Annotated in this window: 16 protein-coding genes; 4 read left to right on the plus strand and 12 right to left on the minus strand. The window is 61.1% G+C overall.

From position 1 onward, the window contains the following. The first annotated feature begins 565 nt into the window (after positions 1–565). Together ACYQ6J_RS10870 and ACYQ6J_RS10875 are read left to right on the plus strand one after the other, a co-directional pair. Positions 566–1,336 carry a ThuA domain-containing protein gene (locus ACYQ6J_RS10870; RefSeq protein WP_460184209.1) on the plus strand — a complete coding sequence of 257 codons (771 nt, stop codon included), beginning with the start codon at positions 566–568 and terminating at the stop codon, positions 1,334–1,336. 102 nt (positions 1,337–1,438) lie between these two features. Continuing rightward, positions 1,439–2,143: an SDR family oxidoreductase gene (locus ACYQ6J_RS10875; RefSeq protein ID WP_460184210.1), complete on the plus strand. Its 705-nt coding sequence runs from the start codon at positions 1,439–1,441 to the stop codon at positions 2,141–2,143. A gap of 70 nt (positions 2,144–2,213) precedes the next feature. Here ACYQ6J_RS10875 and ACYQ6J_RS10880 read toward each other — a convergent pair whose 3' ends face one another. After that, complete coding sequence (locus ACYQ6J_RS10880; protein WP_460184211.1) at positions 2,214–4,307, minus strand: ATP-dependent helicase; 2,094 nt, start codon at positions 4,305–4,307, stop codon at positions 2,214–2,216. 279 nt (positions 4,308–4,586) lie between these two features. Between ACYQ6J_RS10880 and tsaD the strand changes: the two genes are divergently transcribed. Continuing rightward, positions 4,587–5,618, plus strand: coding sequence for a tRNA (adenosine(37)-N6)-threonylcarbamoyltransferase complex transferase subunit TsaD (gene tsaD, locus ACYQ6J_RS10885; protein ID WP_460184212.1), 1,032 nt, complete (start codon positions 4,587–4,589; stop codon positions 5,616–5,618). An 82-nt stretch (positions 5,619–5,700) separates the two neighbouring features. Here the strand turns inward: tsaD and ACYQ6J_RS10890 are convergent, their stop codons facing one another. From ACYQ6J_RS10890 to ACYQ6J_RS10920, 7 genes are all read right to left on the minus strand, one after another. Further along, entirely contained in the window at positions 5,701–6,108 is a 408-nt protein-coding gene (locus tag ACYQ6J_RS10890; protein ID WP_460184213.1) for a Dabb family protein, read from the minus strand. A 185-nt stretch (positions 6,109–6,293) separates the two neighbouring features. After that, positions 6,294–8,189, minus strand: coding sequence for an alpha-L-arabinofuranosidase C-terminal domain-containing protein (locus tag ACYQ6J_RS10895; protein WP_460184214.1), 1,896 nt, complete (start codon positions 8,187–8,189; stop codon positions 6,294–6,296). 110 nt (positions 8,190–8,299) lie between these two features. Beyond that, on the minus strand, positions 8,300–9,154 hold the full coding sequence (locus tag ACYQ6J_RS10900; protein ID WP_460184215.1) for a sugar phosphate isomerase/epimerase family protein: 855 nt from the start codon (positions 9,152–9,154) through the stop codon (positions 8,300–8,302). 112 nt (positions 9,155–9,266) lie between these two features. Then, a complete protein-coding gene (locus tag ACYQ6J_RS10905) occupies positions 9,267–10,064 on the minus strand; it encodes a M90 metallopeptidase family protein (RefSeq protein ID WP_460184216.1) in 798 nt (265 codons plus the stop codon). Then, the gene (locus ACYQ6J_RS10910) at positions 10,061–11,347 is read right to left on the minus strand and encodes a Gfo/Idh/MocA family protein (RefSeq protein ID WP_460184217.1); all 1,287 of its coding nucleotides are present in this window, start codon (positions 11,345–11,347) and stop codon (positions 10,061–10,063) included. The genes ACYQ6J_RS10905 and ACYQ6J_RS10910 overlap by 4 nt, the downstream gene beginning before the upstream one ends. 252 nt (positions 11,348–11,599) lie before the next feature. Continuing rightward, entirely contained in the window at positions 11,600–13,621 is a 2,022-nt protein-coding gene (locus tag ACYQ6J_RS10915) for a glycoside hydrolase family 172 protein (protein WP_460184218.1), read from the minus strand. Between the two features lie 168 nt (positions 13,622–13,789). Continuing rightward, positions 13,790–17,017 (minus strand): GH116 family glycosyl hydrolase, encoded by a 3,228-nt coding sequence (locus ACYQ6J_RS10920; protein WP_460184219.1) that lies wholly within the window; start codon positions 17,015–17,017, stop codon positions 13,790–13,792. A 500-nt stretch (positions 17,018–17,517) separates the two neighbouring features. Here ACYQ6J_RS10920 and ACYQ6J_RS10925 point away from each other — a divergent pair, with 500 nt between their 5' ends. Beyond that, a complete protein-coding gene (locus ACYQ6J_RS10925) occupies positions 17,518–21,387 on the plus strand; it encodes a hypothetical protein (RefSeq protein ID WP_460184220.1) in 3,870 nt (1,289 codons plus the stop codon). A 107-nt stretch (positions 21,388–21,494) separates the two neighbouring features. Here ACYQ6J_RS10925 and arsB read toward each other — a convergent pair whose 3' ends face one another. The 4 genes from arsB to ACYQ6J_RS10945 form a co-directional block, all read right to left on the minus strand. Then, entirely contained in the window at positions 21,495–22,580 is a 1,086-nt protein-coding gene (arsB, locus tag ACYQ6J_RS10930) for an ACR3 family arsenite efflux transporter (protein ID WP_460184221.1), read from the minus strand. A 197-nt stretch (positions 22,581–22,777) separates the two neighbouring features. After that, positions 22,778–23,197 carry an ArsR/SmtB family transcription factor gene (locus ACYQ6J_RS10935; RefSeq protein ID WP_460184222.1) on the minus strand — a complete coding sequence of 140 codons (420 nt, stop codon included), beginning with the start codon at positions 23,195–23,197 and terminating at the stop codon, positions 22,778–22,780. A gap of 154 nt (positions 23,198–23,351) precedes the next feature. Beyond that, on the minus strand, positions 23,352–23,525 hold the full coding sequence (locus ACYQ6J_RS10940; protein WP_460184223.1) for a hypothetical protein: 174 nt from the start codon (positions 23,523–23,525) through the stop codon (positions 23,352–23,354). A gap of 18 nt (positions 23,526–23,543) precedes the next feature. Beyond that, positions 23,544–23,990, minus strand: a complete 447-nt coding sequence (locus ACYQ6J_RS10945) for a Minf_1886 family protein (protein WP_460184224.1) — start codon at positions 23,988–23,990, stop codon at positions 23,544–23,546. Positions 23,991–24,133: the final 143 nt, after the last annotated feature.

A 24,133-nucleotide genomic window follows, 5' to 3' on the forward strand; every position in this document is an offset into this window, starting at 1 on the left:
AAACGCCGAACCGCTTACCGTACGGACGACACCGAATTGATACACGCTACAGGAGGGATTTTGCTAGCTACAATGTAGGGTCCGCGGTGCCGATTCCTCTTGTAGAAAAATTATTGGTCAGCGCGTACGGCATCGCCCCATCATATTGCCACATTTTGCTACGAAAAACGGGAAAACAAAGTTCGCCAAAAAATCCGCCGTAGGCTCCCAAAAACAGACTCCGTCTAACTCAGATTTAGTTGTCGAAAATGCATTCTATCAGACGGTGCCGGGGGAACGCAAACGCCCTTCCCGCTCCCTTAAAAAAATCTTTTCGCCGCGACGCCGCCGGTGAGTACGCCGTGGAGGGAATGCGGACGCGAGATGATGGAATGCTTGGTTGCCGCCGCGATCAAAAACCGGAAGAACCGCCCAGTTACCGGCACCCCTGATAAGCCGTGCAAGTGATTGACGGGAGCGATCAGCGAGTCTAGAGTAGCGGTTACGTTCGGTCGCCGTCGAAACGCGGCAAGTCGGTAACTCGACCGAGACGAGAACCTTTGCCCAAATCCGGGGAGCACGCATCATGACAAGTCGTCGAACGGTTTCGCTGCTGTTGCTGTTAAGCGCGGTCGTCGTGGTCGCCGTTCCGTTCTCCTGCTTGGCGGAGGAAGGATCGGCCAAGCCGCGCAAGCCCATCCGAGTGCTCCTAACCTACGGCGGACACGGATTCGAAGAAGAGGCCTTCTTCGCCATGTTCGACGCGTTTCCCAACGTCGAATACACCAAGATTCAGTTGCCGGAACAGGCGGATGCATTGAACCCGGACGTCGCCGACAAATACGTCGTCCTCGTAATGTACGACATGGTGCCCGGCATCTCGCCGCAACAGCAAGAGGCGTTTATCGCCCTGCTGAACAAGGGCATCGGCGTGGTCGCGATGCATCACAATCTCGGCGCTCATCGCGACTGGGCGGAATACCGGAACATCATCGGCGGCATGTATTTGCACGAGGCTTGCGAAATCGACGGCAAGAGCTATCCCGCCTCCACCTGGGATCACGACCAAACGCTCAATATCCACGTGGCGGACGCCGAGCACCCGATCACCAAGGGGCTGAAGGACTTTACGATTCATGACGAGACCTATCACGGGTTTTATGTGTCGCCCAAGGTGCATGTGCTGCTGACGACCGACAATCCGAAGAACAACGCCGAAATCGCTTGGACCACCCAATACGGCCGGAGTCGCGTCCTCTATTTGCAATTGGGCCACGACAGCCAGGCCTGGAAAAACCCGGCCTACCCCAAGCTTCTGCTCCGCGGAATTCGCTGGGCGGCGGGGCGTCTCAAGTAGATGCGTTACCCTCGCACAGAGCATGCTCCCGATGCGTCGTTCGCCGGATCGCTTTCGTGTGCGCTACCCTGAGCCGAAGCGGAGGCTTCTCGGAGAGGCGGCATGGAAAAGAAGGTCGTCGTAATCACGGGCGTGGGTCGAGGGTTGGGGCGTGCGCTGTGCGACGAGTTCATCTCCCTGGGGCATCGCGTGGCGGGTTGCGCCCGCAGCGCCGAGGCGATCGCGGCCTTGTCGCGGGACTATCCCGACCATCGCTTTCGCGTCGCGGACGTATCGCGGGACGATGAAACGGCAGCCTGGGCCGATGAAGTCATCCACGACCTCGGCCCTCCCGATCTGCTGATCAACAACGCGGCGATCATCAACCGAAACGCCAAGCTTTGGGAGGTCCCGCCGGAAGAGTTCGCCGAATTGCTTCGCGTGAACGTGGGCGGAATCCACTGTACGATCAGACATTTCGTGCCGGCCATGCTGGAGCGAGGTCGCGGCGTCATCGTGAACTTCAGCTCGTATTGGGGAAGATCGGGCGCGGCCGAAGTGGCGCCTTATTGCGCGACGAAATGGGCCGTGGAGGGACTCACACAATCCCTGGCCGAGGAATTGCCGCCCCCCTTGGCCGCCGCCACCGTCAACCCCGGCATCATCGACACCGACATGCTCCGCAGTTGCTTCGGCGAACAGGCCGCCCGATATCCGAAACCTCGGGCTTGGGCAAGTCGTACCGTCCCCTTTCTTCTCGCGCTCGATCGCCGTCACAACGGTCGGGCGTTGACCGCGCCGTGGTCGGACTCCGGCGACGAGGAGTGAAGCCGACGAGGCCGATCTCGTTGCGACTCACAGCGCCGAGCGACGCTGCGCCTCTCGCCAAAGCCGGACCTCAATCCCATGACTTGAACAAGCGACTCAGCGGATTACGATTCGCGTCGCCCTCAGGCTCTCGCCCTTCAATCTGCAAGACCGTGACCGCCTCGGCCAATTCGTCCGAGACGGGATGATCGCCCGAGGTCTGCCATTGCACGTGCCGCCGCACGTCTTGGCTGAGAAATCGAGAAAGCTGCGCGAATCCGTAATGGGGGTCGCCCGAATAGCGGGAAATGTAGTACCGCGTGGGATGGCAAACGACCAGGTGCCGCTTGGCACGGGTCAAAGCCACGTAGAAGAGACGCCGTTCCTCTTCGATCTCCTCAAGCGAGCGAGTGCTCATATCGGAAGGAATGTGACCGTCCGTGGCGTTGAGCACGTAGACCGCGTCCCACTCCAACCCCTTCGCGGAATGGATGGTGCTGAGGATCAAGTAGTCGTCGTCCAAATGCGGGTCCGCCGCCAAGTCCTGCGTGGAAGAGGGAGGATCCAGCGTGATTTCCGTGAGCATCGTGCGACGATCGGCGAAACGTGAAGCGATCAACTCCACTTGCTCCAAATCGCGCGCCCGGGGATTCGGGTTGTCGTAAAGCTCCGGCAACAGCGGCTCGTAGAACTCCCGGATCGCGGCAACTTGCGAGACCAAGGGCACCTGGGAATCGCAGAGAGTTTCCATGAGATTCACGAAGTCGGGCCACAGCTTTCTGGCCGCGGCGGGCGGTTGGGTCGCGCGCCAGGCTTCAAAGGGGTTCGGCCGAAGCGGCAACATCCCCAAGAGTGAGCGGGCTTTGGCCGGGCCGATGCCCGGCAACAACCGCAACACTCGGGTGCCGGCGACGATATCCCGCGGATTTTCGGCCAGTTTCAAAAAGGACAACAAATCCTTGATGTGCGCCGTTTCCAGAAACTTCAGCCCGCCGTATTTGTGGTAAGGTATTCCCCGCCGCGTCAACTCCGCTTCCAAGACCACGCTGTGGTGTCCGGCCCGAAAAAGGACCGCCTGGCATCGCAAATCGATGCCCTCCTCCCGCAGGGTCAAAATGCGTCGTACGATGTGTTCCGCCTGGTCCTGCTCGTCATCGCAAGCCACCAGCAGCGGCTTGTCGCCGAACTCGTTGCTCGACCAGAGGTTTTTGGTAAACTTTTCCGCCGCCGCCGCCATGACCTCGTTGGCCAGTCGCAGAATGGGGACCGTGCTGCGATAATTCTGCTCCAAAACCACCAACCGCGTAGCCGGGTAATGTTTGGAAAAGTCCAAAATGTTGCGGACGGTCGCGGCGCGAAACGAATAGATCGATTGGGCATCGTCACCGACCACGGTCAGCCCGGCGCCCGTCGGGCAAAGACGATACAGAATCTCCGCTTGCAAAACGTTGGTGTCCTGGTACTCGTCCACGAAAACGCGGCTAAACCGTCGGGCCAGTTCGGAAGCGACCAACGAATCCGCCGACACTTCCCGCCATTTCAAAAGAAGATCGTCGAAGTCAAGATTCGCGTTCTCCAACTTGCGTTGCTGATAGAGGGAAAACAATTCGCGAAGATCGTCCTCGAAACCCCGGCACCAGGGAAACCGCTCCTCCAAGACCTTTTCCAGCGGTTCTTGCGCGTTGACGATACGACTGTAGATGTCGGCGCACGTCCCTTTCTTGGGGAAGCGGCGACTCGTCTTTTCCGTGAGCTTCAGTTCGGTTCGCAAGACGTCGAGATAATCCTCCGCGTCCGAACGATCGAGCACGGTGAAGTCGGGCGACAGACCGATTCTCGGACCGTACTGCCGCAAAATGCGCACCGCCACGGCATGAAAGGTGCCGCCCATCAGGCCGGATGTGATAAGCGTGGAGCCTTCCTCGCTCAGCGACATGCGGCGCAGCAGGTTGCTCACGCGCCGAATCATCTCCTCGGCCGCGCGCCGCGTGAACGTCAACAACATGATCCGGTGAGGCGGAACGCCGTCGAGAATCTGCCACGCCACGCGGTGCACAATGGTGGCCGTCTTGCCTGTGCCCGCCCCCGCCACGATCAAAAGCGGATCCTCACCGTGCGTCACAGCTTCCCGTTGCTGAGCGTTCAACGGCTTGAGAAGTTGATTCCGAATGGATTGTATCGACACGGTTCACCGCGTAAAAAAGGGGATGGCTCGGGCAGCGGGAATCGCCTCCGCGCGGCAATCGGGATCGCTTCCTGCGCGATCGGAGGATATTTGTAGTCTAAGGAGAGCGTTCGCCGACGACCAGCATCCAAAGCGGGCCGGAACCTTTCACCCCAAAGAGCGGGTGATCCATCAATCTGACGACACGGGCACCCACCAAAAAGGGACGGAGCGTCGCCGCCCGGGTCGGACGGGTGCTTCATAACCGAGCCGAAGTTTCCGTCTCGTGGGAAATACGAAATGTCGATTCGCTTTCTAGCCATCGAAACCACCTGCGACGAGACCGCCGCCGCCGTCATCACCGAAGACTTGCAGGTCTTGGCCTCGGTGGTCGCCTCGCAAGACGATCTGCATTCGCGTTACGGCGGGGTCGTGCCGGAAATCGCCTCGCGGGCGCACGTGGAGCGGATTTTGCCGGTCATTCACGAGGCCGTCCGCCGCGCCGAGGTCCAACTCCGGGACCTGGCGTTTGTGGCGGTGGCACACACGCCGGGGTTGGCGGGATCGCTGTTGGTCGGCCTCTGCGCCGCCAAGGCTTTGTGCGCGGCGCTCGACATTCCGCTCATCGGCATCAATCACTTGCAGGCTCACGTGTACGCCTGCCGCATCGCGTCGGGCGAGAATGTCTTTCCCTGCGTCGGGTTGGTGGTCAGCGGCGGACACACCAGTCTCTACCTTTGCCGCAGCGCGCTGGAGTTCGAACTGCTCGGATCGACCATCGACGACGCCGCCGGAGAGGCCTTCGACAAAGTGGCCTCCATGCTCAAGCTGCCCTATCCCGGCGGTCCGTCCATCCAGCGCGCCGCCGAAACCGGCAATCCCCAAGCTTACGACTTTCCACGAGGATTGTTGGATGATCCCGAATCTCTGGACTTCAGTTTCAGCGGCCTGAAAACCGCCGTCCGATACGCGATCACGGGCCCCGGTCGTCACGACCCCACCGAATTCACGCTGAGCGAAAAACAGGTCGCGGACCTGGCCGCCTCGTTTCAGGAAGCCGTCGTGGATTGCTTGGTGACGAAGACCATGCGGGCGGTCGCCGGCGCCGGCGTGCACAAACTGTGCGTCGGCGGAGGCGTGGCTGCCAATGCCCGACTTCGCGAGCGTCTCGAAACCGCCGCGCGGGACGCCGGTGTCCGTTTGTACGTCGCCCCATTGCGTTTGTGCACCGATAACGCCGTGATGGGTGCGATCGCCTTGGAGAAATGGCGGGCCAAGCGATTCGACGACTTGGACCTCGACATCGCGCCGGGGGTGGTTCGCGGCGCTTAGCGCGGCGGTAGCCTATCGCCGCGTCGCAGTCGACGTTTTCCCCGACTTCGAAGAACCGGCCGAAAATCTCTTCCGTCGTAAACTACTCCCGAACCACGTAATCCACGACCAGCACCTTGTCCAGGTGCGGTCCCAGGACTTTTCCGAAGGCCTTGTGCTCCGGATGCGGCAGATACTCGTCGCGATCCTTTTGGCTCTTGAAGGTCAACACGAAGCAGTGAGTAAAACCTTGGGACAGGTTCTCCACGCTGCAATCGGTCCCCCATTCGAAGCCCGCGATTTGCGGAATCTTCGAGGGCAGCGCCGCGAACGCTTTTTCGACCTTCGCGACGTCCTCGGGCGACGTGCCGTCCTTGAATTTGAAGAGCACCACGTGCCGAAGTTGTCCCGCGTGCGAGTACTTGCTCGGCGATTCCGCCGCCGACCAAGCGGCCGCCACCACACCTGTCAAGACCGCGATCGCCATGATACCCAGCAACCATCGCTTCATGAGAACATCTCCTTCTTTTGAAATTGTGTCCGAATTTTATCCGCCCCCACGAACGCGAACGACACTTCGTGCACCGCGTAGTCAACCACACCACAAGAGGTCGGTCGGCGTTGGCAACGGCATTCACCAGGTGGGCGTGCACCAATGGAAACCGCAGCAAGCCGCCGCCAATGCCCACACCTTCGTCACTCCCGAACCAAGGCCGCGCGGAAAATGGTGGCGCTCAGGGGAGCGACACGCAACGCCGGGCCCGACGCCGCTTCGAGTTGCCGCAGGGCTACCCGCGGAGGCTTGCCCGGTTCGTTGTAGGCCATGGGATCATCGCCTGCCACTTGCCAAACCTCGACCACGTCGCCCAGCTTCGCCCCGTTCAAGACGGGCCGAATCTCGGCGGCATCCGTGGTGGCATTCACAACCGCCAATGTCAAGAATCGGCCGTCCTCGCTCAGCGCCGCCTGGACATCCAGCGGCCCTTCGCAGCGCGTTCGCACGGGAACTTGGCCGAAGTGGCGGCGATACAGCACCAGCATCCAACCGGTCGTCTCTAAAGCGGCGGCGGTGTTCGTGGTCTTTACCGCCCCGATGACGTTGACGGTCTGGGCATAATTGGCCATGGCGTACACGTCGGTATTGCGGGCGAATTCGTTCAGGGCCGCGGCCACGCCTAGACCGTCGCGCAAGAAGTACCGCGTTCCCAACTCGCCGTAGACATGTTCGCCGTACCAGTAGTTCCACTCATCCAGGGCCACCGGAATGGCCTTTCCGCCCAAGATTTCCCGGCGGTACTTGCGATGAGCGCCGGCAATCTCGCGGACGCGCCGGGCGGCCTGAGCCACGTGCTCGGCGAGGTTCTCCTTGGCGCCCACGTAAAAGTGCTCGCTCAACAAATCCATGCGGTCCGCGCAACCGCGGAACATGCCCTCCGTCCAAGGTCCCACGGAGCCTACCGCAATCACTTGGATGCCGGGGTCTTTGGCTCGCATGGCGTCCACGAAGGCGTTGTGTTTCTTGACGTACTCGTCCAACGGCATGTGCCCCAACTGCCAGTTGCCGTACATTTCGTTGCCGATTCCCCAGTACCGCACGTGATAGGGTTCGGCATGACCGTTCTTCGCCCGGATACTTCCCATGGGCGTATCGGCGGCCCCGTTGACGTACTCCAGCTCTTCCAAGGCCATGGAGACGTCGCCCAAGCCGGTATTGACCACGACCAGCGGTTCCGTTCCCACGACTCGGCAAAACGTCATGAATTCGTCGATGCCGAAGTCGTTCGGCTCGATCCCTTGCCAGGCCGGATTCTTGCGGACGGGACGGCGATCACGATCGCCGATGCCGTCCCGCCAGTCGTAACCGCTGACGAAGTTTCCGCCCGGCCAGCGGTAGATCGGCGAGTCTAATTCCTTCAGCAGCGCGATCGTGTCGGCACGCATACCATGGATGTTATCGGCGGGCATCAGAGAGAGGGTCCCGATCCGCAGGCGTCCGCGTCCCCGGGCGACAATCTCCAACCGTGCGTTCTCGGAACCGCCCTGCGGAGAAAAACGAAACTCGACCCGGGTGTATTCGGCTTTCAACTCGGGCACGACAACGACCTGCCGCGCGTCGGGGGCATCTCCCCAAGCGAGCGAGATTTCCACGGGAGCCGCGTCCGCATCACCCGCCAACCAGGCATGGCCCACATATTCTCGCCCTGCAATCACCCCAAGTCCGCTCTGCCCGATGCCGCACGGCACCTCTCCCGTCGCTCGCACCTCCGGCACATGGACACCCACGAAGGGATCACGCTCGCTCATCACGACGACCCCTTGCGGTCCCAGCGCGTACCAAGGCGACGGCGCAGCACCCACATCGAAGAAGAATTTGCGGTCCTCGATCATTTCGGCCCAGATTCCGCCGTAAATGCACCTTCCCAGATGCTCGATGAATTGTCCGTAAATGTACGGCGAGATCGGCGGACCGACTTCCTTCACATCGACGGCGACTTCCACCGCTTGTCGGGAAGGCTCCACCGCGAAGCCAAGACCGGCGGCGAATCGGCTCAAGGTCAGCAAGCAAAACAAACAGGCCGTGCAAATCCGCATGAATTTTCTCCTTCTCAACCAACGATACGACAACGCGTCGACGGTCGCCTCCTCGGCGACGTCGCCCGTGATGCCCCCGCCTAAACGAACGACCGCCCGAGCGGCAGCCTTCAACCGGAAACGAGCGTATCCACGACCCCGTTCACATATCCGACGGTTTCGGCCAATCCCGGTAAGGGATCGTTCTGATCCTTTTCGAACTCGAAGGCCGCCATGCCCGAAAAGCGAATCTCGATCAACTTTCGAATGAAGCCGGGCAAATCGATGACGCCGCGCCCCGCCTCCACGCACTTGCCGGCGGGGGAGGCTTGGTCGACATCCTTCAAGTGCACGTCGATCAAACGGTCGGCGAATCGACCCGCATCTTTGATCGGGTCCTCGCCGATGCGAACGGTGTGGCCGATGTCCATGCACAATCCAAGCCGCTTGTCGAAGGGCTGGACCCGTTCGTAAACGCTTTCCGGAGTGGGGAACTTTTTGTCGCCGGGACCATGATTGTGAATCGCCACCGCAATGCCGGTCTCGCGGATGCGGCGGTCCACGAGCGGCAAAAGGTCCGGGTCGGGAGAGGCTACGATCACCCGCATCCCCGCCGCTGCGGCATAGGTGAAAGCGTGATTGACCTCGTCCTCGTTGGCCATGTTGATGACGCCGCCCGCGTACAGATCGATGCCCGCGTCGGCGACCTCCTTGCGAGCGCGTGCAATTTCCTCCGGCGAGGCTTCCAGGGGCAAATGGAAGGATTTGAGGCAAATGTGCTTCAAGCCCACGCGCCGGGTCATCGCCAAGGCCTCGGTTAAGGGAAACGCGCGCAGCGTGTACGACGCCAGGGCAATTCGGAAGGGAATCTTCTCTTCATTTCTTTCCAGAGCGGTCGCGGCTACCCCGGGTAAGAGTCCCGAGGCCAAAAGCCCCAACGCGCCGGAAGCGACGAAATCTCGACGAGAGGCGGTACCGCTCGGCATATCAACCTCCAAAACGTTCGTACGGACCGTGCAAAAACACATCGAAACAGCGACCGCACCCCGCACTTCGGGCCGACGGTCTCAAAGCGCCGGTCCGCTCGCGGGTCCGAAGTCATTGCGAGTCGGACATGCTTTCCTGTTCCGGTAGCGGAACTCCCCACAATTCCGCGATCATCCGATAAGTCTCGGGATCGTGCCGCCGTAACTCTTCGCGATCGAACGGGTAGAAGTCATTCCGCCCGAAAAAGGCCTCCGTATTCTCGGCGAAGAACTCCATCGGGTTCTTAATGGCGTATGCCCGTTTGGTGGAGCCTTGGACGTATTTCACTTCATCGTACAAGCCCGCCTTCGACGCCCGCTCGAAGGCCTCACGGATGCGCCGATTGCCGTAACCGCCCGGCAACACTTGGTCATGGTAGGCGTGCGCGGTTTCGTGCAGCACCATACAAGGTTGGGCCTTGCGCCATGCCAAAAAGTTGTGAGCGCTCGAGATTTCGATGCCCTTGGCTTTGTCGGGGTTGACGCCGTGAGACGCCAGCCACTCTCGACTCGGATGATATACCATGCCGCCGCGAGGATTGGCATCCAATTCTGCCCAGATCGTCAGGCCGCGGACCTTTTCCAGGGCTTCCGGGGGCAAAACACGGTCGATCTCTTCGAGTTGTTCGCGCAAGGATTGCCGGACCCGTTCCCAGAGCGCGGCGTCTTGATATAGACCGGGGTGGACCAAGACGCGCCGCCCGACCACGAACTCTTCGTGATATTGGTCGGTCGGGGTAAATGCCGCGGGAGGAGAGGGAGAATCGGACGCGGCGTCGCGAGCGATCCCCTCTCCCGCAAGCATTCCAATCCAAGTACATCCCAGCGCAAGGAACCAAGCCGCCGACCTTCGCGCCGCAGCACTGATCACAATTTCCATCCTTCACGATAGGGCGTATGGATCCACGGATCGGCCTCGGGGCAACCGATGGCTTTCAGGTTTTGCGCATCCCATTCGATCTTTCGCCCGGTGCGGTACGCAACCGTGCCCAAGAGGGCGGCCTCGGTGAGCGGACCCGAATACTCGAATCGGCACGTCGTCGTACCGCGTCCCTTGCAGGCCTCGATCCATTCCTGATGATGGCCGATGGAAGCCGGAATGGTCTGCGGCGGCGGGGTGAAATCGGCGAACTTCTCTTCGGGCCACAGCACGCGCCTGCCGTAGTCGGCCAAGAGCATCCCTTTTTCGCCGACGAACAGCACGGCGGAGGCCCAATCCGGCAAACCCGCCTCGGCTTGCAGCGGAGGTCGTTTGCCGCCGTCGTACCACGTCAGCTTGACCGGCGGAAGATCACCGCGTGCCGGAAACTCGTAACGCACGATCAGCCAGGGCGGAGTGCTGTCCGGATGCGGCGGCGGCCCCTCCGCTTCCACCGTCAGCGGGTAGCGCAAGTCCAGCGCCCAAAAGGCGAGATCGCAATAGTGGCAGAAGAAATCCCCCAACCCTCCATTACCGAAATCCTTCCAGCCTCGCCACCGGAACGGCACGTAAGCCGGGTGATAGGGTCGATACGGAGCGGGACCCAACCACAAATCCCAATCCAAATATTCAGGGACGGGGGGAGTATCGGTCGGGCGATCCCCTCCGCTATAGCTCGCAGCGGACCACACATGCACTTCCGAAATGGGGCCGATTACGCCCGCTTGCACAAGCTCCACCACCCGACGATAGTTGTCGCCCGCATGGATTTGCGTTCCCAATTGCGTCGCCAAACGATTCTTGACGGCCAATTCGGTGAGCACGCGGGTTTCGTACACGCAGTGCGTGAGCGGCTTTTCGCAGTAGCAATGTTTGCCGAGGCTCATAGCCGCCGCAGCGGGTGGTGCGTGCGTATGATCCGGCGTACTGACGACCACTGCGTCGATCGAGTTTTGCACCTCGTCCAGCATCCGGCGGAAATCCCGGTACAACTTGGCCTGCGGGTGATTCTTGGCCGCCGCGGCCAAGTAATTCGCATCCACGTCGCACAGCGCCACGATGTTTTCAGACGAGACGCCGGCCAGATTGGCCCCGCCTCGATTCGCCACGCCCACAACCGCGACGTTCAGCTTTTCATTCGGGGATTCGGCCCACGACGGCAGTATCCAACAGGCACCGACGGCGGCGGCGCTGGTGCCCAGGAATGTTCTTCGCGAAGTTCTTCGGCGATGCATGGAAATGTCTCCCAAAAACCGGCGGGAAGGGCAAGCCGGCCGTCTCAACGGAAAACCGACCGGCCTGCGGAAGGATCAACAAACTCGAACGCAAGCATAATCCGGGCGTGCAACGCAAGCAAGCGTTTCCATCTGCGAGGAAAACACCACCTTTGACGCACTTCCCAGCGGCCCAACGGCGCGGACGGCGTGACTCGCAAAGGCGGGCCATTTTGCTTCAGCGCTGCGAAGCCGCAGACTGCCTCATCGGCGTCAACGGACCGGTTCCAGCACGACCTCGTCCAGCCCGAACATATAGGACTTCACCGCTGCGTCGTTGGCTCCTACGATTTCGATCTTCAGCACGTTTTCCCCTTGCTTCAAGTCGAACTCGCCGAGGGGAATCACGTCCGTCCGGATCACCTCCGGATTGTACAAATCGATCGGTTCGCCGGCCTTTTGGCCGTTCACGGACAACTGCACAATCCCGTAATCCCGGGCCTTGGTGAGGATCACGCCGACCTTGTGCTTGCCGGCGTGTTCGGCGTTGAAGCCGACTTCGAGGACGTGCCCGGGTCGGGCATCGGTCCACCAAAGATGGTCGTCACGGGTCCACTTGCCCGCGCCGAAGTGCCGCAAGTCCTGCGTCTGGACGTTGCCCATCGGTTCGTTCAAGATGCGGAATCCCCCCGCCGTCGCCGGACGCTTGACGTAATAGCCGTGGCGATCTTCCACCGGTACCGGAGCGTACGGGTCCCGCCCTTGACCGTCCAAATACCAGCACACCGTGGCCGCGTATTCCGTACCCTTTTCCTCGGTCTTGAAATACTTCTCGATATAACCGTCGAAGGAGGTGTGGAACGGAATGTTATCGACCAAGTGCCACCGATAGACCGACTGATGTCCCTTGTTGTTCTGCGTCATGGTCTGGCCGTGATAGGCGCGCTGGAACAGATGGGGATCGCACCAGGCGTAGCCGAAGTAGTCTTCCGAACCGGTTCCGAATGTCGAGGGATACTTCTCGCCGTCCACGAAGAACTTCTCGTCCCCCTCGCCCCACCAGCCCCCCACGGGGTTCCAAACGTGCAGCATCACACCGAGAAAACGACCGCGCCCCTCGGTCCGCAAGAGCGACCAATCCGGCCAACGGTCGGCGGGCGTCTCGAACGTATCCCGATGCCATTTGCAGTGGAAATAGCCGAGGTTCTCGACCGATTCCAAAGGCATGCTGACGATTTCATAGTCGATCGTCCGCGACTTCTCATCCTCGTTGCGGACTTCGATCTTGGCGCTGCGAGCGAAGGGCATGTACCAATAGGCGTACCCGCCCTCTTCCGTCATTCCCGTCAGAAAACCTTTGTATAGATTGATCCCGGGGGCTGTACCGAAGAAGTCTCCCACCGGACACCACACGGCCGGCGCCGATTGCCCGTCCCACGTGATGCTCAATACGACGCGGCGCATGGCCGCCATTTCGTCTTCACGATCCTCGCCCGTAGAGACCTTGCCTTTGATCGCGACGATCGCGCGGGGCCCCGTCAATTCCATGACCTGGGCCTCGCCGGGAGCTAACACCAGTCGACCGCCGTTCGCCTCCAATTCCTTCCCGGCATAGACCGGCGGCAACTCGCCCATCTTTTCCTCGAAGAACTTATGCACCTTGCCCAGCAACTCGGCATGCTGCGCGACAAGGGTAGGGCTGAAGGTCGGCACCGTGGTTCCCTTGGGAAAGGTGCGATACACGAACTGGTAATATGCGCCCCAGCCTTTTTCGGCCACGATCTTGCAAGACTTTTGATACGGAATGGGCAGATAGAGATTTTGCCCGCGACAACCGAATTTCTCCAAAGCGTAGGAAAGCTCCGGGAAATTGAAGGGTGCGGTGTCGCCGGAAAAGTACTGTTTGAACGGCAGATCCACCACCGGTTCCGCGTTACCGTCCAGGTAGATTTTAACGCGGCCATCCTGGGGCAAAGCGGACCATATCCGCCAGATGCAGCCCGGCCCCTCCATTTCCGCCATCACCTGAAGGCCGTCTTCCTCGCGGATGATCCCGCCGCCGTCGCCATTGGCGTCCCAATTCACGTACTTCCCGGTCGCCTCGTCGTAGCGACTGGCGCGATCCCAACTGGACCACTGTTTGCAGGACTCGCCGTCGGGCGGTAGGACCGCGGGGGCGCGCGGGTCGACCATTTGCATGACAAGGTCGCTGTAGGTGTAGGTCGCGCCCTGCCCCCACACCGGTCCGACCATCAGTAACGCCGCCAAAACCCCCATAACCGCGGTTGCTTTCATTTTTACCTCCTAAAATCCATGTCGATCTTTCGACCAACTCCATCGGCGACGGGTCGCGTCCAACGTCCCGCTCCACCATCTTCCGCCATGCAACGTCCGCCGGCGACCATCCGCGAACGCTTTTGACTTATTGCGCCGCCGCGTGACTGTTCGCACGCAGCAAAGCGATCACGCAAGCGTCACCTCCAACGTCTCACCCGCTTCCAACGTCGCCTCGCGTCCAAGAGTGATGACCACGCGATCGCCGCGACGATCGACGGCGCCGGGCAACTCGACGACCGTTTCCCCGGATCGTTTCCGCACGGTCGCCATCACGGGGGCTTCCGTAGGGAACTCGAGCGCCAAAGTTTTCACGCTGACGCGCCCCCACAACACTGTTACGGCGTTTTCCTGACGCCCGTCCGCGCGGCGCTGCTCGATCGTTCCCCAGCCTTCCGCCGCGGTGAACGGGGCGCGGAATCGCTCCGGATTCAACTTGGGTGCGAATCCCAGGTGCGAATTCGGTCCGTGATATTCGAAACCGCAGAGCGCGAGGAATACTCCGTGCGACGCCATGCCTCGGGCATAGTGGTCGCCGCACTCGACCTCATTCCAGGGATTGTGGCTCGAGGGATGGTAGCGTTCGTGAATGCCGCGGCAAATGGCCAGGGCCTCGGTCACCATGCCGTCCCACACCATGTTGCCCGCCACTTGATATTCGATCCCCGTCCAAATCTCGTCGCGGTAGAGAACGCTGTCCGGTCCCAGGTGCTTCGATTTGGGCCACGTGCACGTGAAAAGGCCGGCTTGACCGGGGCGGGCAAACCAGCGCTGCGGCGGATGGGCTTGATTCTGAGGCCCCACGTCCGGCGCCCAGTTGTATGTCCAAATCGCCTTCAAAGCGGACCGGACCGCCTCCGACGGGTAGACGTAACCCAATCCGACCAGGTGCGCCCAACCTTGGCCGAAGAGTTGGTCCGACAGGCATCCGTCGGCGTACTGGTGCTTAGGGTGTCGGTTCAGATCGACTTTCTGAATGAAGTATTCGCCGTTGAACAACTCCCGCATGGTAGCTTCGCGTCCCGCCTCGTACACGCGTCGGCACTTCTCGGCGAAGGCCTCATCTCCGAGTTCTTTGGCCATCTCCTCGGCTGCGCGACACGCCGCCAAATAGAGCGAGCCGATCATCGTGTTGGGGCCGAAAAAGTTGATGTCGTACGTATTGTGCTGCTCGCCTTCGATGAGACCGTCGTTGTTGCCGTCTTGCGCGAACAAGAATTCGAGGCACTTCTTGATCCGCGGCCAATTGTTTCGGAGAAAAGCGGCGTCCTTGGAACATTGGTGCTCGCGATAGGCCTTCAGTACCGTGCCGCCCTGCGAGTCGCCCGCCCAAATCGCCCACCCCTCGCCGCGAAATCGCACGGCGCCCGTCTTCTCGTCGAAACCCGCCTCCGGGTTGAAATCCTGCATTTCGCGGACCGATCGCTCCAGTCGCGGAAACAAGCGGGCCATCGTGTGCTCGTAGCTCCACACGTGGGCGCACGTGCCGTGGCAGCATCCTACTCCCTCCCAGGCCCAAAAGCGACCGTTGGCCCACCACTGGCACGTCCCGGTCGCCAACGTCGAGGCGGTGGAGAGCAAACGATCCATCAGCCACCGCGGTAGGGTACTCGTCTCGTACCAGATCTCATGCCACTTCAAAGTCTGTTCCTTCAAGCGTCCCAAATGGGCCTCAAGATAATCGCACACGGCGTCGACGTCGGGGAATCGCACCGCGTAGTAATTCCCGTGTTCCGGACGATGCGGAAAATGCCACGCGATGGCGAAGGTCAGTTGCGCCGTTTCCCCCGGTTGAAGTTCGAGTCGATAGGCCAAGCCGCCGACCTGTTTTTCGCCGAGCGGCAGTTCCTCCGGCAGGACGCCGACTCCTTGCGGCAGCGCGTCGGCCTCGAACAAGCGGGAGAGCGGATCGCCTTGCTCTCGCCACGCGGCACCCAAGAGTTCGGCGTCGACGGGTCGCCCATCCACGGTAACATCGATTGCGGCCAACGTCATGGCGCCGAAGTCGGGTTGCGTCTCAAGAGGACCGCCCGGCGCAGACCTCGGGTCGTCGCGCAATTCGATCTGGTCGATATTGATGTGCCCCCACCCGCCCGACTCGCGATCCACGATCTCGATCTGGGCGGTTTTGCCCTCGAACTCACGAACATCCCAGTTTCGCCATTCCAGTTTTTCGCGGTTTTCTCCGACCGCCGTGCGAACCACTCGACCGTCCACCAGCAGATTGATGCACGTTTTGTCCGCGTGGTTTCCGCCGCCGATGAGAAAGCTCAGGAATCGCCGGTCCACGACGAAAGGCGGCGAAACAAGCCTGCCTTGCGGTTGATCTCCGCCGAGAAACGAGTTTACCAAGCCCTTCCCGGCGAACCCGCTGACCTCCTGCTGATTGGGAAGCGTGCCCTTCGCCGGGGCCGTGCCGAACGCCTCGCCTTCCACCTTCCAATCGCCGTAGTCGGCGCCCTCGAAATCGGCCAAGACCCTCGGTTCCCGCAGACCGGCAGGCGGGGGTGAGGGTTCCACGCTGAACCGGATTCGACCGCTTGTTCCGCGCCGCGCGAAATCCGCCTTCCGTTTGCCGAAGAACCACGCGGAGGAATGGCACGCGACGGCATTTTCCAGCCAACCGCCCAAGGTCAATTCGATCGCGTCTTGCGAGACATTTCGAACCGTGTAGGTGAGCAGCGTAGCGGGAAGCGCGGAATCCTCTTCATTGAGCGGAATGAAGGGCGAAAAGGCTTGCAGCGTCACACTGACGGGCAGCGCCGAGTCCGGATACTCCACCCACGCCACAGGATATTCGCCGTTGAAGCGAACGCCGGGAAAACCGGTGCGATCGAGGGGAGTCCGCCGAATAGCGTCGCCTTGACGCACGGCCAGTGCGAAACCTTGCAGCACAGGGTAGTTCGGGGCCGGATTCTTCTGATAATTGTCGGCGCCGTATCCGCTGAACGCCGTCTTGTTGAAGATGTCCCAATGCGTCAACCGCCCGTCTCCGGAGAGGTAGAGTTGGCCGGCGCAGATTCCCCCTATCGGCATGGCGATCTTGTCCAAATCCTTGCCGGAATACCAAGTTCGCTCACCGCGTTCGAACAATCGAGCGATCCACTCCGGTTGCAGTTTTTTGTCGGCGGGCACGAAATGGTCGGCGGTGTCACTCGGCTCAAACGGTCCGGCCACGGCCCAGCGCGGCGTACCGGAGAGAATGGCTGCGGCCGCGCCGGCTTGAATCCCGCGTTCCAAAAAGGTCCGACGCGTGACGAGTCCGCCGCATCGGTCGGTTTTGGAATCGCAGCAACCCGGAGAAGCCTGCGAGGAACATGCAAGTGCTTGCGAAGGAATCGGCTTGGGTGTTGACATGGCCTCGGTTCCGAAAGAAAGGGAGAGCTACAATCGTTGGGGGACGACACGGTTTCAAGGCGGACGGAGAGCTCGGCGGCAAGCCGAGTTCGCGGTATGCCGCTGTGTGCCGACCTCAGCTTTACATATTCCGGCGGCTTTCACCATCCATCACCGCGGATCGGCGGCACGCTCCCTCCAGGTAGGCAAGATTGTAAAGCCTCGCTCCGCCGTTCTCAAGCGTCCAACTTGCGGAGAGGAAAAGGCTAGCCCGCTCGACTGGTTGCTGCATCGCGGATTAATTCCACAGACCTTTAAGGCAAGAGCTTTCTTTGTGCTTGCAGGCGAATGTTCGGAGCCTTATGATCCGATTCCAGTGCTTGCCGGAATTTGCCGCCGGCCTTCTTTGATTCCCCTTCGATGAAACCAATCCCAAAGGTACCGCCATGCGAGCCTTGCCGATCGTTGCAGTCTGGTTGTGGATGTCTTTAACCGCCGCGACCGGCGAGGAGGTTGTCGGCGTGCGGCCATACGAAATGGACTGGGCGGGACGGACGGAGGACGATCACCCCGCCTTGATCGACTTCGAGAATCCGGAGGGGTGGACCGTCGAGTGCAACGACGCGGAAGCCTCATTCTCGCGGACGCGAAGGCAACAACTGTGGGGACGGTTTGTGGGAACGTTGACCTATCGCGGCACGGGAACGACGCCTCGCATCGTAATTCGCCCACCCCAACCCATCGCCCTGCCCGACGGATTCGATTGCGTCAATTTTTGGGTTTACGGAAACAATTGGTCGTGGGTGCCCGACCCTAGCACGCCGCCCGTCGAAATCACGCTTCTGTTTCGCACCAGCCAGGATCAGACCATTCGGGTATCGATGGGAACCGTCCATTGGCGGGAATGGTGGCTGATGCACCGCAAATTGTCGCCGGATCAACAGGCCGCCCTCAAAAGCGGCGCTAGGCTCGCAGCGATCGAGGTTACCCGAGGACGCAACAGCGAGGATCGCGAACTGCACTTCGACAACCTATCCGTTTATCGAGAGGAATTGCCGCCGTTGACCTTCGAACCGCGACCCCGCAGGAACCTCACGCTGCCGACCGATCAGCCCGTCGGCACGAACATCGGACCGGGCACGCTCCCGTTTCCCAACCGCGAGGAAACGCTGTTGCCCGACAATCTGACCGCCGACTACACGGTTCATATGGAGCAAGACGGCGAGGCCTTCGTCTTCGTCTATCAAGGCTCGGATGGGCGTCTCGAATACCGCTACCTCCCTCGAACGGGAACACTATCGGATATCACGGCGACATGGGAACCCAAGCCCGCCGAGGCCGCGACATCCGACGGATCGACCGGTCGCGTCCGATTCCAACCGATGGTTGACGGTGCCGTGGTGTTCGCCCAAGACGAATCCGGACCTGCATCTCCCAGGGCCGGACAGGCGCAGGAGGGAGCCTCTCTCGCCGCCGAGTTGCTGTCTTGCGAACGCACGGGCGACACGGTGACGGCAAAATGGCGGATGCCGTTGGGGAATCAGAGCGCCGTGGTAGAGTACGCGTTTCGGCTTTGGCAAAAATCCCTGGTGGTGGACGTCGCTTGCCGCGGCGGTCGAGTCGAACAATTCCAATTCGGTCGCGCCGTGGGCTTGACGAATCCGCGTCTGGTCACGCTCCCGTATCTCACCTGCGACGAGGAGCGTCCCGCCGTCGTGGTTGCCGGTCCCGAGGATCAGCCCGTGTTCCTGTTTGGAATCATGGATTATTATCGCTCGAACGCCTCGGCGCTTTGGGCGGCCAATCGTGTGGGTCGCGACGGCGTCACGTACAACGGCGGTTCCCGCTACTTACCCAAGACCGACGGCAAACGCAACGACTGCTTCGAACGACTGTTTCTGACGGTCTCCTCTCGATTCGAGGAGGTCCTGCCGAATATCCCCAATCCCCGATCGCCGTGGATGCATGTAGCCGGTGAACGGCTTTGGATCGCCCACGGGGCTTCGGATCGAGAAAAAGACTATGCCCTATGGAAACAACTCGCCCGTTACGGCATGACGAAGGTTGTCATCACGGACCACGAGACGGGCTGGAGGGACGGCGGGGAGAGTTTCACGTTTCGCACCCGGGCCGCACCGGGTAAAGGCGGCGACGAGGGGCAAGCGGAATACGCCCGCAAGGTGCGCGCCCTCGGTTTTCGCTACGGCATCTACAACAACTATACCGACTTCGCGCCGGTCAACGAGTTCTGGCACGAGGACATGGTGACGCGACTTTCCGACGGCAATTGGCAAACCGCTTGGCCGCGCTGTTACAACCCCAAACCGGCGCGGGCCGTGGAATTCGAGGCTCGCCTGGCCCCGATCATCCAGCAGAAGTTTCAACTCGACACGGCATATTGCGACGTCCATACGGCGGTTCGGCCTTGGAGTTACGTGGATTACGATGCCCGCGTGCCCGGCGCCGGCACGTTCGCCGCCACGTTCTACGCCTACGGCGAAATCATGCTGCATCAAAAGCAAACCTGGAACGGCCCGGTATACAGCGAAGGCAACAACCATTGGTACTACTGCGGCCTTACCGACGGCAACTACGGACAGGATCAATTGGCGCACCTCAGCGAGCGTCCGTGGTTGGCGGACTTCGACCTCCGCAAGTTACATCCTTTGTGTTGCAATTTCGGGATGGGCAACCCGGGCATGTTTTTCGGCAATGCGGGATTGGGGAAAACGGCGGAAGAGCGTGAGACCCGCCTCGACAGGTTCCTCGCGGCGACGCTGGCGTTCGGCCACACGGGATTCCTGGTCCTGGACGGTGGAATACCGACCGCCGCACGCAGCTATTTCAATCTGCAACAGGTTCACGCCGCCTACGCTCAAGCCGTCGCGGAAGACATCCGCTATGCCGACCGAGACGGCAAGCTGTTGGATAGTTCGACCGCCGTGGCGACGGGGGCCTTCGAACGGTCGCAAATTCGAACCCGCTATTCCAACGGCCTGACGGTCAGTGTCAACGGACATCCCAAGGAGGATTGGGAGGTCGACGGCATGGTTCTGCCGCCCAACGGTTGGCTGGCACGAAGCGACGACGGCCAACTACTGGCCTACAGCGCCCTGGCGGAGGGACGCCGCGTTGATTACGTGGACTCGCCTGCCTACGTGTACGCGGACGGTCGCGGCCGATTCACCCGATTTCCCAAGGCGGCCTGCGACGGGCAATTGATCGCCCACAAACGGGGGCAGGACCGGTTCGAGGTCATCCCCGTGGGCGCCTGCCGCGAATTCGCCATCGGACTGGACGGTCGATCGGCCGACGTGACGGCGCTCGACGAAGAAGGGGTTGAGTTGGGTCCCGCTGAGACCCGCCTCAGTCGCGGACTGCTTTACATCTTGCCCGTTCCCAAGGCCTTCAGCTACGTCGTCTCCGCTCGCCAAGAGGTGCCGCGCAGCCTCGATTGCCCGAGGATTCAAGTGGTGCCCGGTGAAACCGTCACCATCCGCGGCAAGGCGGAATATTCGTGGAAAGTCCCCGAGGATGCCGCGATCGGTGCCCATCTATGGCAATCCTTCGAAGACGCCTGGATCGACTTCGATGTGATTCCCATGGTCGATGCTCGGCTGACATTCGATGACCGCTGCGAGTTGCGGCTGACGCCGCGATTCCCCGCCCGTTACGGTCCCGGCGTCGTGGAATGGAACGGCAGGCAAGTTGGGCCGCGGCTGGAAGCGGAAAAGCCGTGGCACTATCGCGAGCCGCACGCCTGGACGTTGGATCACGAGGAGGTTCGCGATATCCTGCTCCGCGTGATCGTCGGCCCCTTGCAATTCGAAAAGACGTGGCAATGCAAGATCGAGCAGGGTATCGTGCGCCTGCCCGCCGTTTTCCAAAGATTCTCCGCCGGGGAATGCCGTCGGGGCAACGACGAGGGACCGTTTCAAAGCGGCAGCGGCGCCCACGCATACCTTACCGACACGAGTTGCGGTGGCGTCGCTCGCCCGTCGCTGTTCATGCATCCGCCCTACCAGCGCGGCGTGGGATACACCTATGCGGTTTTCGATCCCGTTGAGCTTCCCGCGCAACCGCTCGCCTTCCGCTGCCTAATCGGCAAGGGTGACGGCAGCGATCCCGGCGACGGCATTCTGTTTCGCATCGCCGTCGTCGCCGATGACGGCACGGAAACCGTCGTCGCCGAACGGCAATGGACCCGTCACGCGTGGGAACCGATGGAGGCGGACCTCTCCCAATGGGCCGGCAAGCGCATCCGCATCAAGGTCATGGCCGACGTCGGCCCGGCCGACAACTCGGTGGGCGATTGGGCGGCGTGGTCCGACCTGCGATTGGAAAGTTTGAAGCCGCAATGGACGGCCAAGATCGTTGAAGTACACCCCTGACGCGGAGACGGTTCGGAGACCGTTGCCTCCCCGGCAACCCGAGTGCACGGCGACGTACGCGCCGCGAAGCATCTCCCCGCCCGAACGGGCACGTCGCTCGTTCGACCTCAGGCGGTCGACGGGGCGGGAAACCAACCGCGAGTGCGGTTGCAGGCCGCGCAGACGGACAGCATGACGGGCACCTCCACCAACACGCCGACCACCGTCGCCAGGGCCGCTCCGGAACCGGGGCCGTACAGGGCGATCGCCGTGGCAACCGCCAATTCGAAGAAGTTGCTGGCGCCGATCAGAGCGCCCGGCGCGGCCACGTTGTGCGGCACCTTGAACAGCCACATCAACCCGTACGTCAACGAGGAGTTGAAGTACACCTGAATCAAAATCGGAACCGCAATCAATAACACGTGCAACCAATTGTTCAATATATTGTCGGCTTGGAAGGCGAAGATCAAAATCAGCGTGGCCAGCAAGGCCGTGATGGCGACGGGCTGAAACCGCGGCAGGAATGCCTTTTCGAACCATTCCCGACCCTTGGCCCGGATTAGGCTAGTCCGGGTAATCACCCCAATGGAAAGCGGAACCACGATAAAGACCACGACCGACATTAAAAGGACCTGGAAAGGAACGGCCAACCCCGACACGCCCACCAAGAAGCCGACGATGGGCGCGAACAAGACCAGCATGATGAGGTCATTGACGGCCACCTGCACCAGCGTGTAAGCCGAGTCGCCGTCGGTCAAGTAACTCCACACGAACACCATGGCCGTACAAGGCGCCGCCGCCAGGATGATCACGCCGGCGGTGTATTGCTTGGCCAAGTCCGGACCGATCCAAGGTAGAAAGAGATACTGGAAGAACAGCGACCCCAGCAGAAACATACTGAACGGTTTGACCAACCAGTTCACGAACAGAGTAATCAGCAACCCCTTGGGACGCCGCGAGACGCCCACGACCGACGAGAAGTCGATCTTCATCATCATGGGAACGATCATCAACCAGATGAGCACGGCGATCGGCACGTTGATCTGGCTTCCCTCGCCGAACTCCATATGCCGCAGGGCGTCGGTCAGGCCCGGAAACGCCCGCCCCAGCCACACCCCCAGCACCATGCAGACGGCGACCCAAACTGTCAAGAATCGGTCAAAGACGTTAAGTCGCTTACGTTCCCCGGATTGCAAGGCTGCGTTTTCGGCCATTCCACCTTTCCCCCAAATCGAGGTCAAAATCATAAACCTCGCGTGCGATCTCGGCGACGGAAGGCGACGCTTCGCGCCGGCGAGATTACGTCACGCACTCTTTTCAGGCAGCAGTGAAAACTGAAAGAGAGAGCGGGAACCGCTCGACCTGAGCAACTCCCTCCGCCGGACGTCGCAGCCGCATCGCCGCCGCGTGATCAGGCGTTCGGTCGAGCCTTGGAGCGTTTCTCGCAACGGGTTGCGTTCCTGCGAATCGCCCCACGACGTCCTGGACACACAGCGATGCCGTCGCGACGCTGCACCTCGTCGAGGCACGCCAAGTCGGCCTGAAACGCCGAATTCTGCTTTAGGCAAGCCCGCAACAGTCGCAGCGTCGCGGCATCGAACGGCGTCGTCGCCCGGGCAAGGCGGTAGTGCTTCCAAACCCCTTCCCGGCGCACCTCGACCAGACCATGCGCCCGCATCACCGCCAGATGGCGCGATATCTTGAACTGCTCCTCCCCCAAAGCCTCCGCCAAATGGCACACGCAGACTTCGCCTCGCGCGGCCAATAGCACGGCCACACGCAGACGCGTGGGGTCCCCCAGGGCCTTGAGCTTACCGGCCGACTCCTCCATGTTCTCTGTTCCCTTTGCTGCTTATCTGCACATATACGCAGATATCATACGAAGTTTAGAGGCCGGGCGATCGACCGTCAAGCTCTCCGGGTTCCAGGCTTCCGAGCACGCCGCGCGACCCAAGCCGATCGCTCCGGTCCGAACACCGCAGAGGTCAGCCACGAACGGCCAGGGTCACAAGAAAGGCCATCCAGGCCAACCACAACAGCAGCGACAAAACAAGGAGAATGCGTTGAACAGCGCTTGGCCGATACCTGCCGTGCTCCTTGCCCGGACCGTTCGTCGATTGCGAGGCTTCGGCAAGCGGACCCTCAGCGGGGCCTACCATAGGTCGCTCCTCGGCAAGCTATTCCTCGACGTCCTTGCTCCCCGAAACCGATATGCGAAAGCCTCGCTCGAACGCCTCGTCGAAATCGTAAACGTCGTCGAAATCCTCGCGGCGGTCCTCGCGAGTTTTTCGCATCATCCCGATCCGGATGAGATTGTAGACGATTTCGCCGATGTCGCCGGTCGTGTGGATGCCCCAACTGTTCAGAACGGCCCGGGCCAGATAGCCGTATTGCTCGAACGCGTAATCGCGCGCGGCCAGGCATAGCTCCTGACCGGTCACGTGCTGATGCGGTTCCTCTTCCTCGCCTTCGTCTTCATCGAATAGAGGTTCACTGGGCGCAGCCTTGCCGAACCCCATTTGCCGCGCGTAATCGATAGCGCGAAAGACAAAGAGGTAGGCGTCCAGCTTGTAACGCGGGTCTTCCTTCAGCAACTCGGCCAAGGGGCCTGGCGCACTCTGCATGTCGTGAACCGAGGTTGGGACCAAGAAAAAGCCATCATTTCCCACACCGCCCCGAGGCGATACCCCGTTCGGAGCGGATCATTATTATGACGCAACTCAAGATGATTACGCAACTACGGAGGGTTCCGGTTCACGGCGCCGAA

The sequence above is a fragment of the Thermopirellula anaerolimosa genome (genome assembly GCF_054657335.1).

Excerpts from the sequence above, each read along its gene's own strand:
- ACYQ6J_RS10870 (WP_460184209.1), top strand. The coding sequence starts at position 566 with ATGACAAGTCGTCGAACGGTTTCGCTGCTGTTGCTGTTAAGCGCGGTC.
- ACYQ6J_RS10875 (WP_460184210.1), top strand. The coding sequence starts at position 1,439 with ATGGAAAAGAAGGTCGTCGTAATCACGGGCGTGGGTCGAGGGTTGGGG.
- tsaD (WP_460184212.1), top strand. The coding sequence starts at position 4,587 with ATGTCGATTCGCTTTCTAGCCATCGAAACCACCTGCGACGAGACCGCC.
- ACYQ6J_RS10890 (WP_460184213.1), bottom strand. The coding sequence starts at position 6,108 with ATGAAGCGATGGTTGCTGGGTATCATGGCGATCGCGGTCTTGACAGGT.
- ACYQ6J_RS10895 (WP_460184214.1), bottom strand. The coding sequence starts at position 8,189 with ATGCGGATTTGCACGGCCTGTTTGTTTTGCTTGCTGACCTTGAGCCGA.
- ACYQ6J_RS10900 (WP_460184215.1), bottom strand. The coding sequence starts at position 9,154 with ATGCCGAGCGGTACCGCCTCTCGTCGAGATTTCGTCGCTTCCGGCGCG.
- ACYQ6J_RS10910 (WP_460184217.1), bottom strand. The coding sequence starts at position 11,347 with ATGCATCGCCGAAGAACTTCGCGAAGAACATTCCTGGGCACCAGCGCC.
- ACYQ6J_RS10915 (WP_460184218.1), bottom strand. The coding sequence starts at position 13,621 with ATGAAAGCAACCGCGGTTATGGGGGTTTTGGCGGCGTTACTGATGGTC.
- ACYQ6J_RS10920 (WP_460184219.1), bottom strand. The coding sequence starts at position 17,017 with ATGTCAACACCCAAGCCGATTCCTTCGCAAGCACTTGCATGTTCCTCG.
- arsB (WP_460184221.1), bottom strand. The coding sequence starts at position 22,580 with ATGGCCGAAAACGCAGCCTTGCAATCCGGGGAACGTAAGCGACTTAAC.
- ACYQ6J_RS10935 (WP_460184222.1), bottom strand. The coding sequence starts at position 23,197 with ATGGAGGAGTCGGCCGGTAAGCTCAAGGCCCTGGGGGACCCCACGCGT.
- ACYQ6J_RS10940 (WP_460184223.1), bottom strand. The coding sequence starts at position 23,525 with ATGGTAGGCCCCGCTGAGGGTCCGCTTGCCGAAGCCTCGCAATCGACG.
- ACYQ6J_RS10945 (WP_460184224.1), bottom strand. The coding sequence starts at position 23,990 with ATGCAGAGTGCGCCAGGCCCCTTGGCCGAGTTGCTGAAGGAAGACCCG.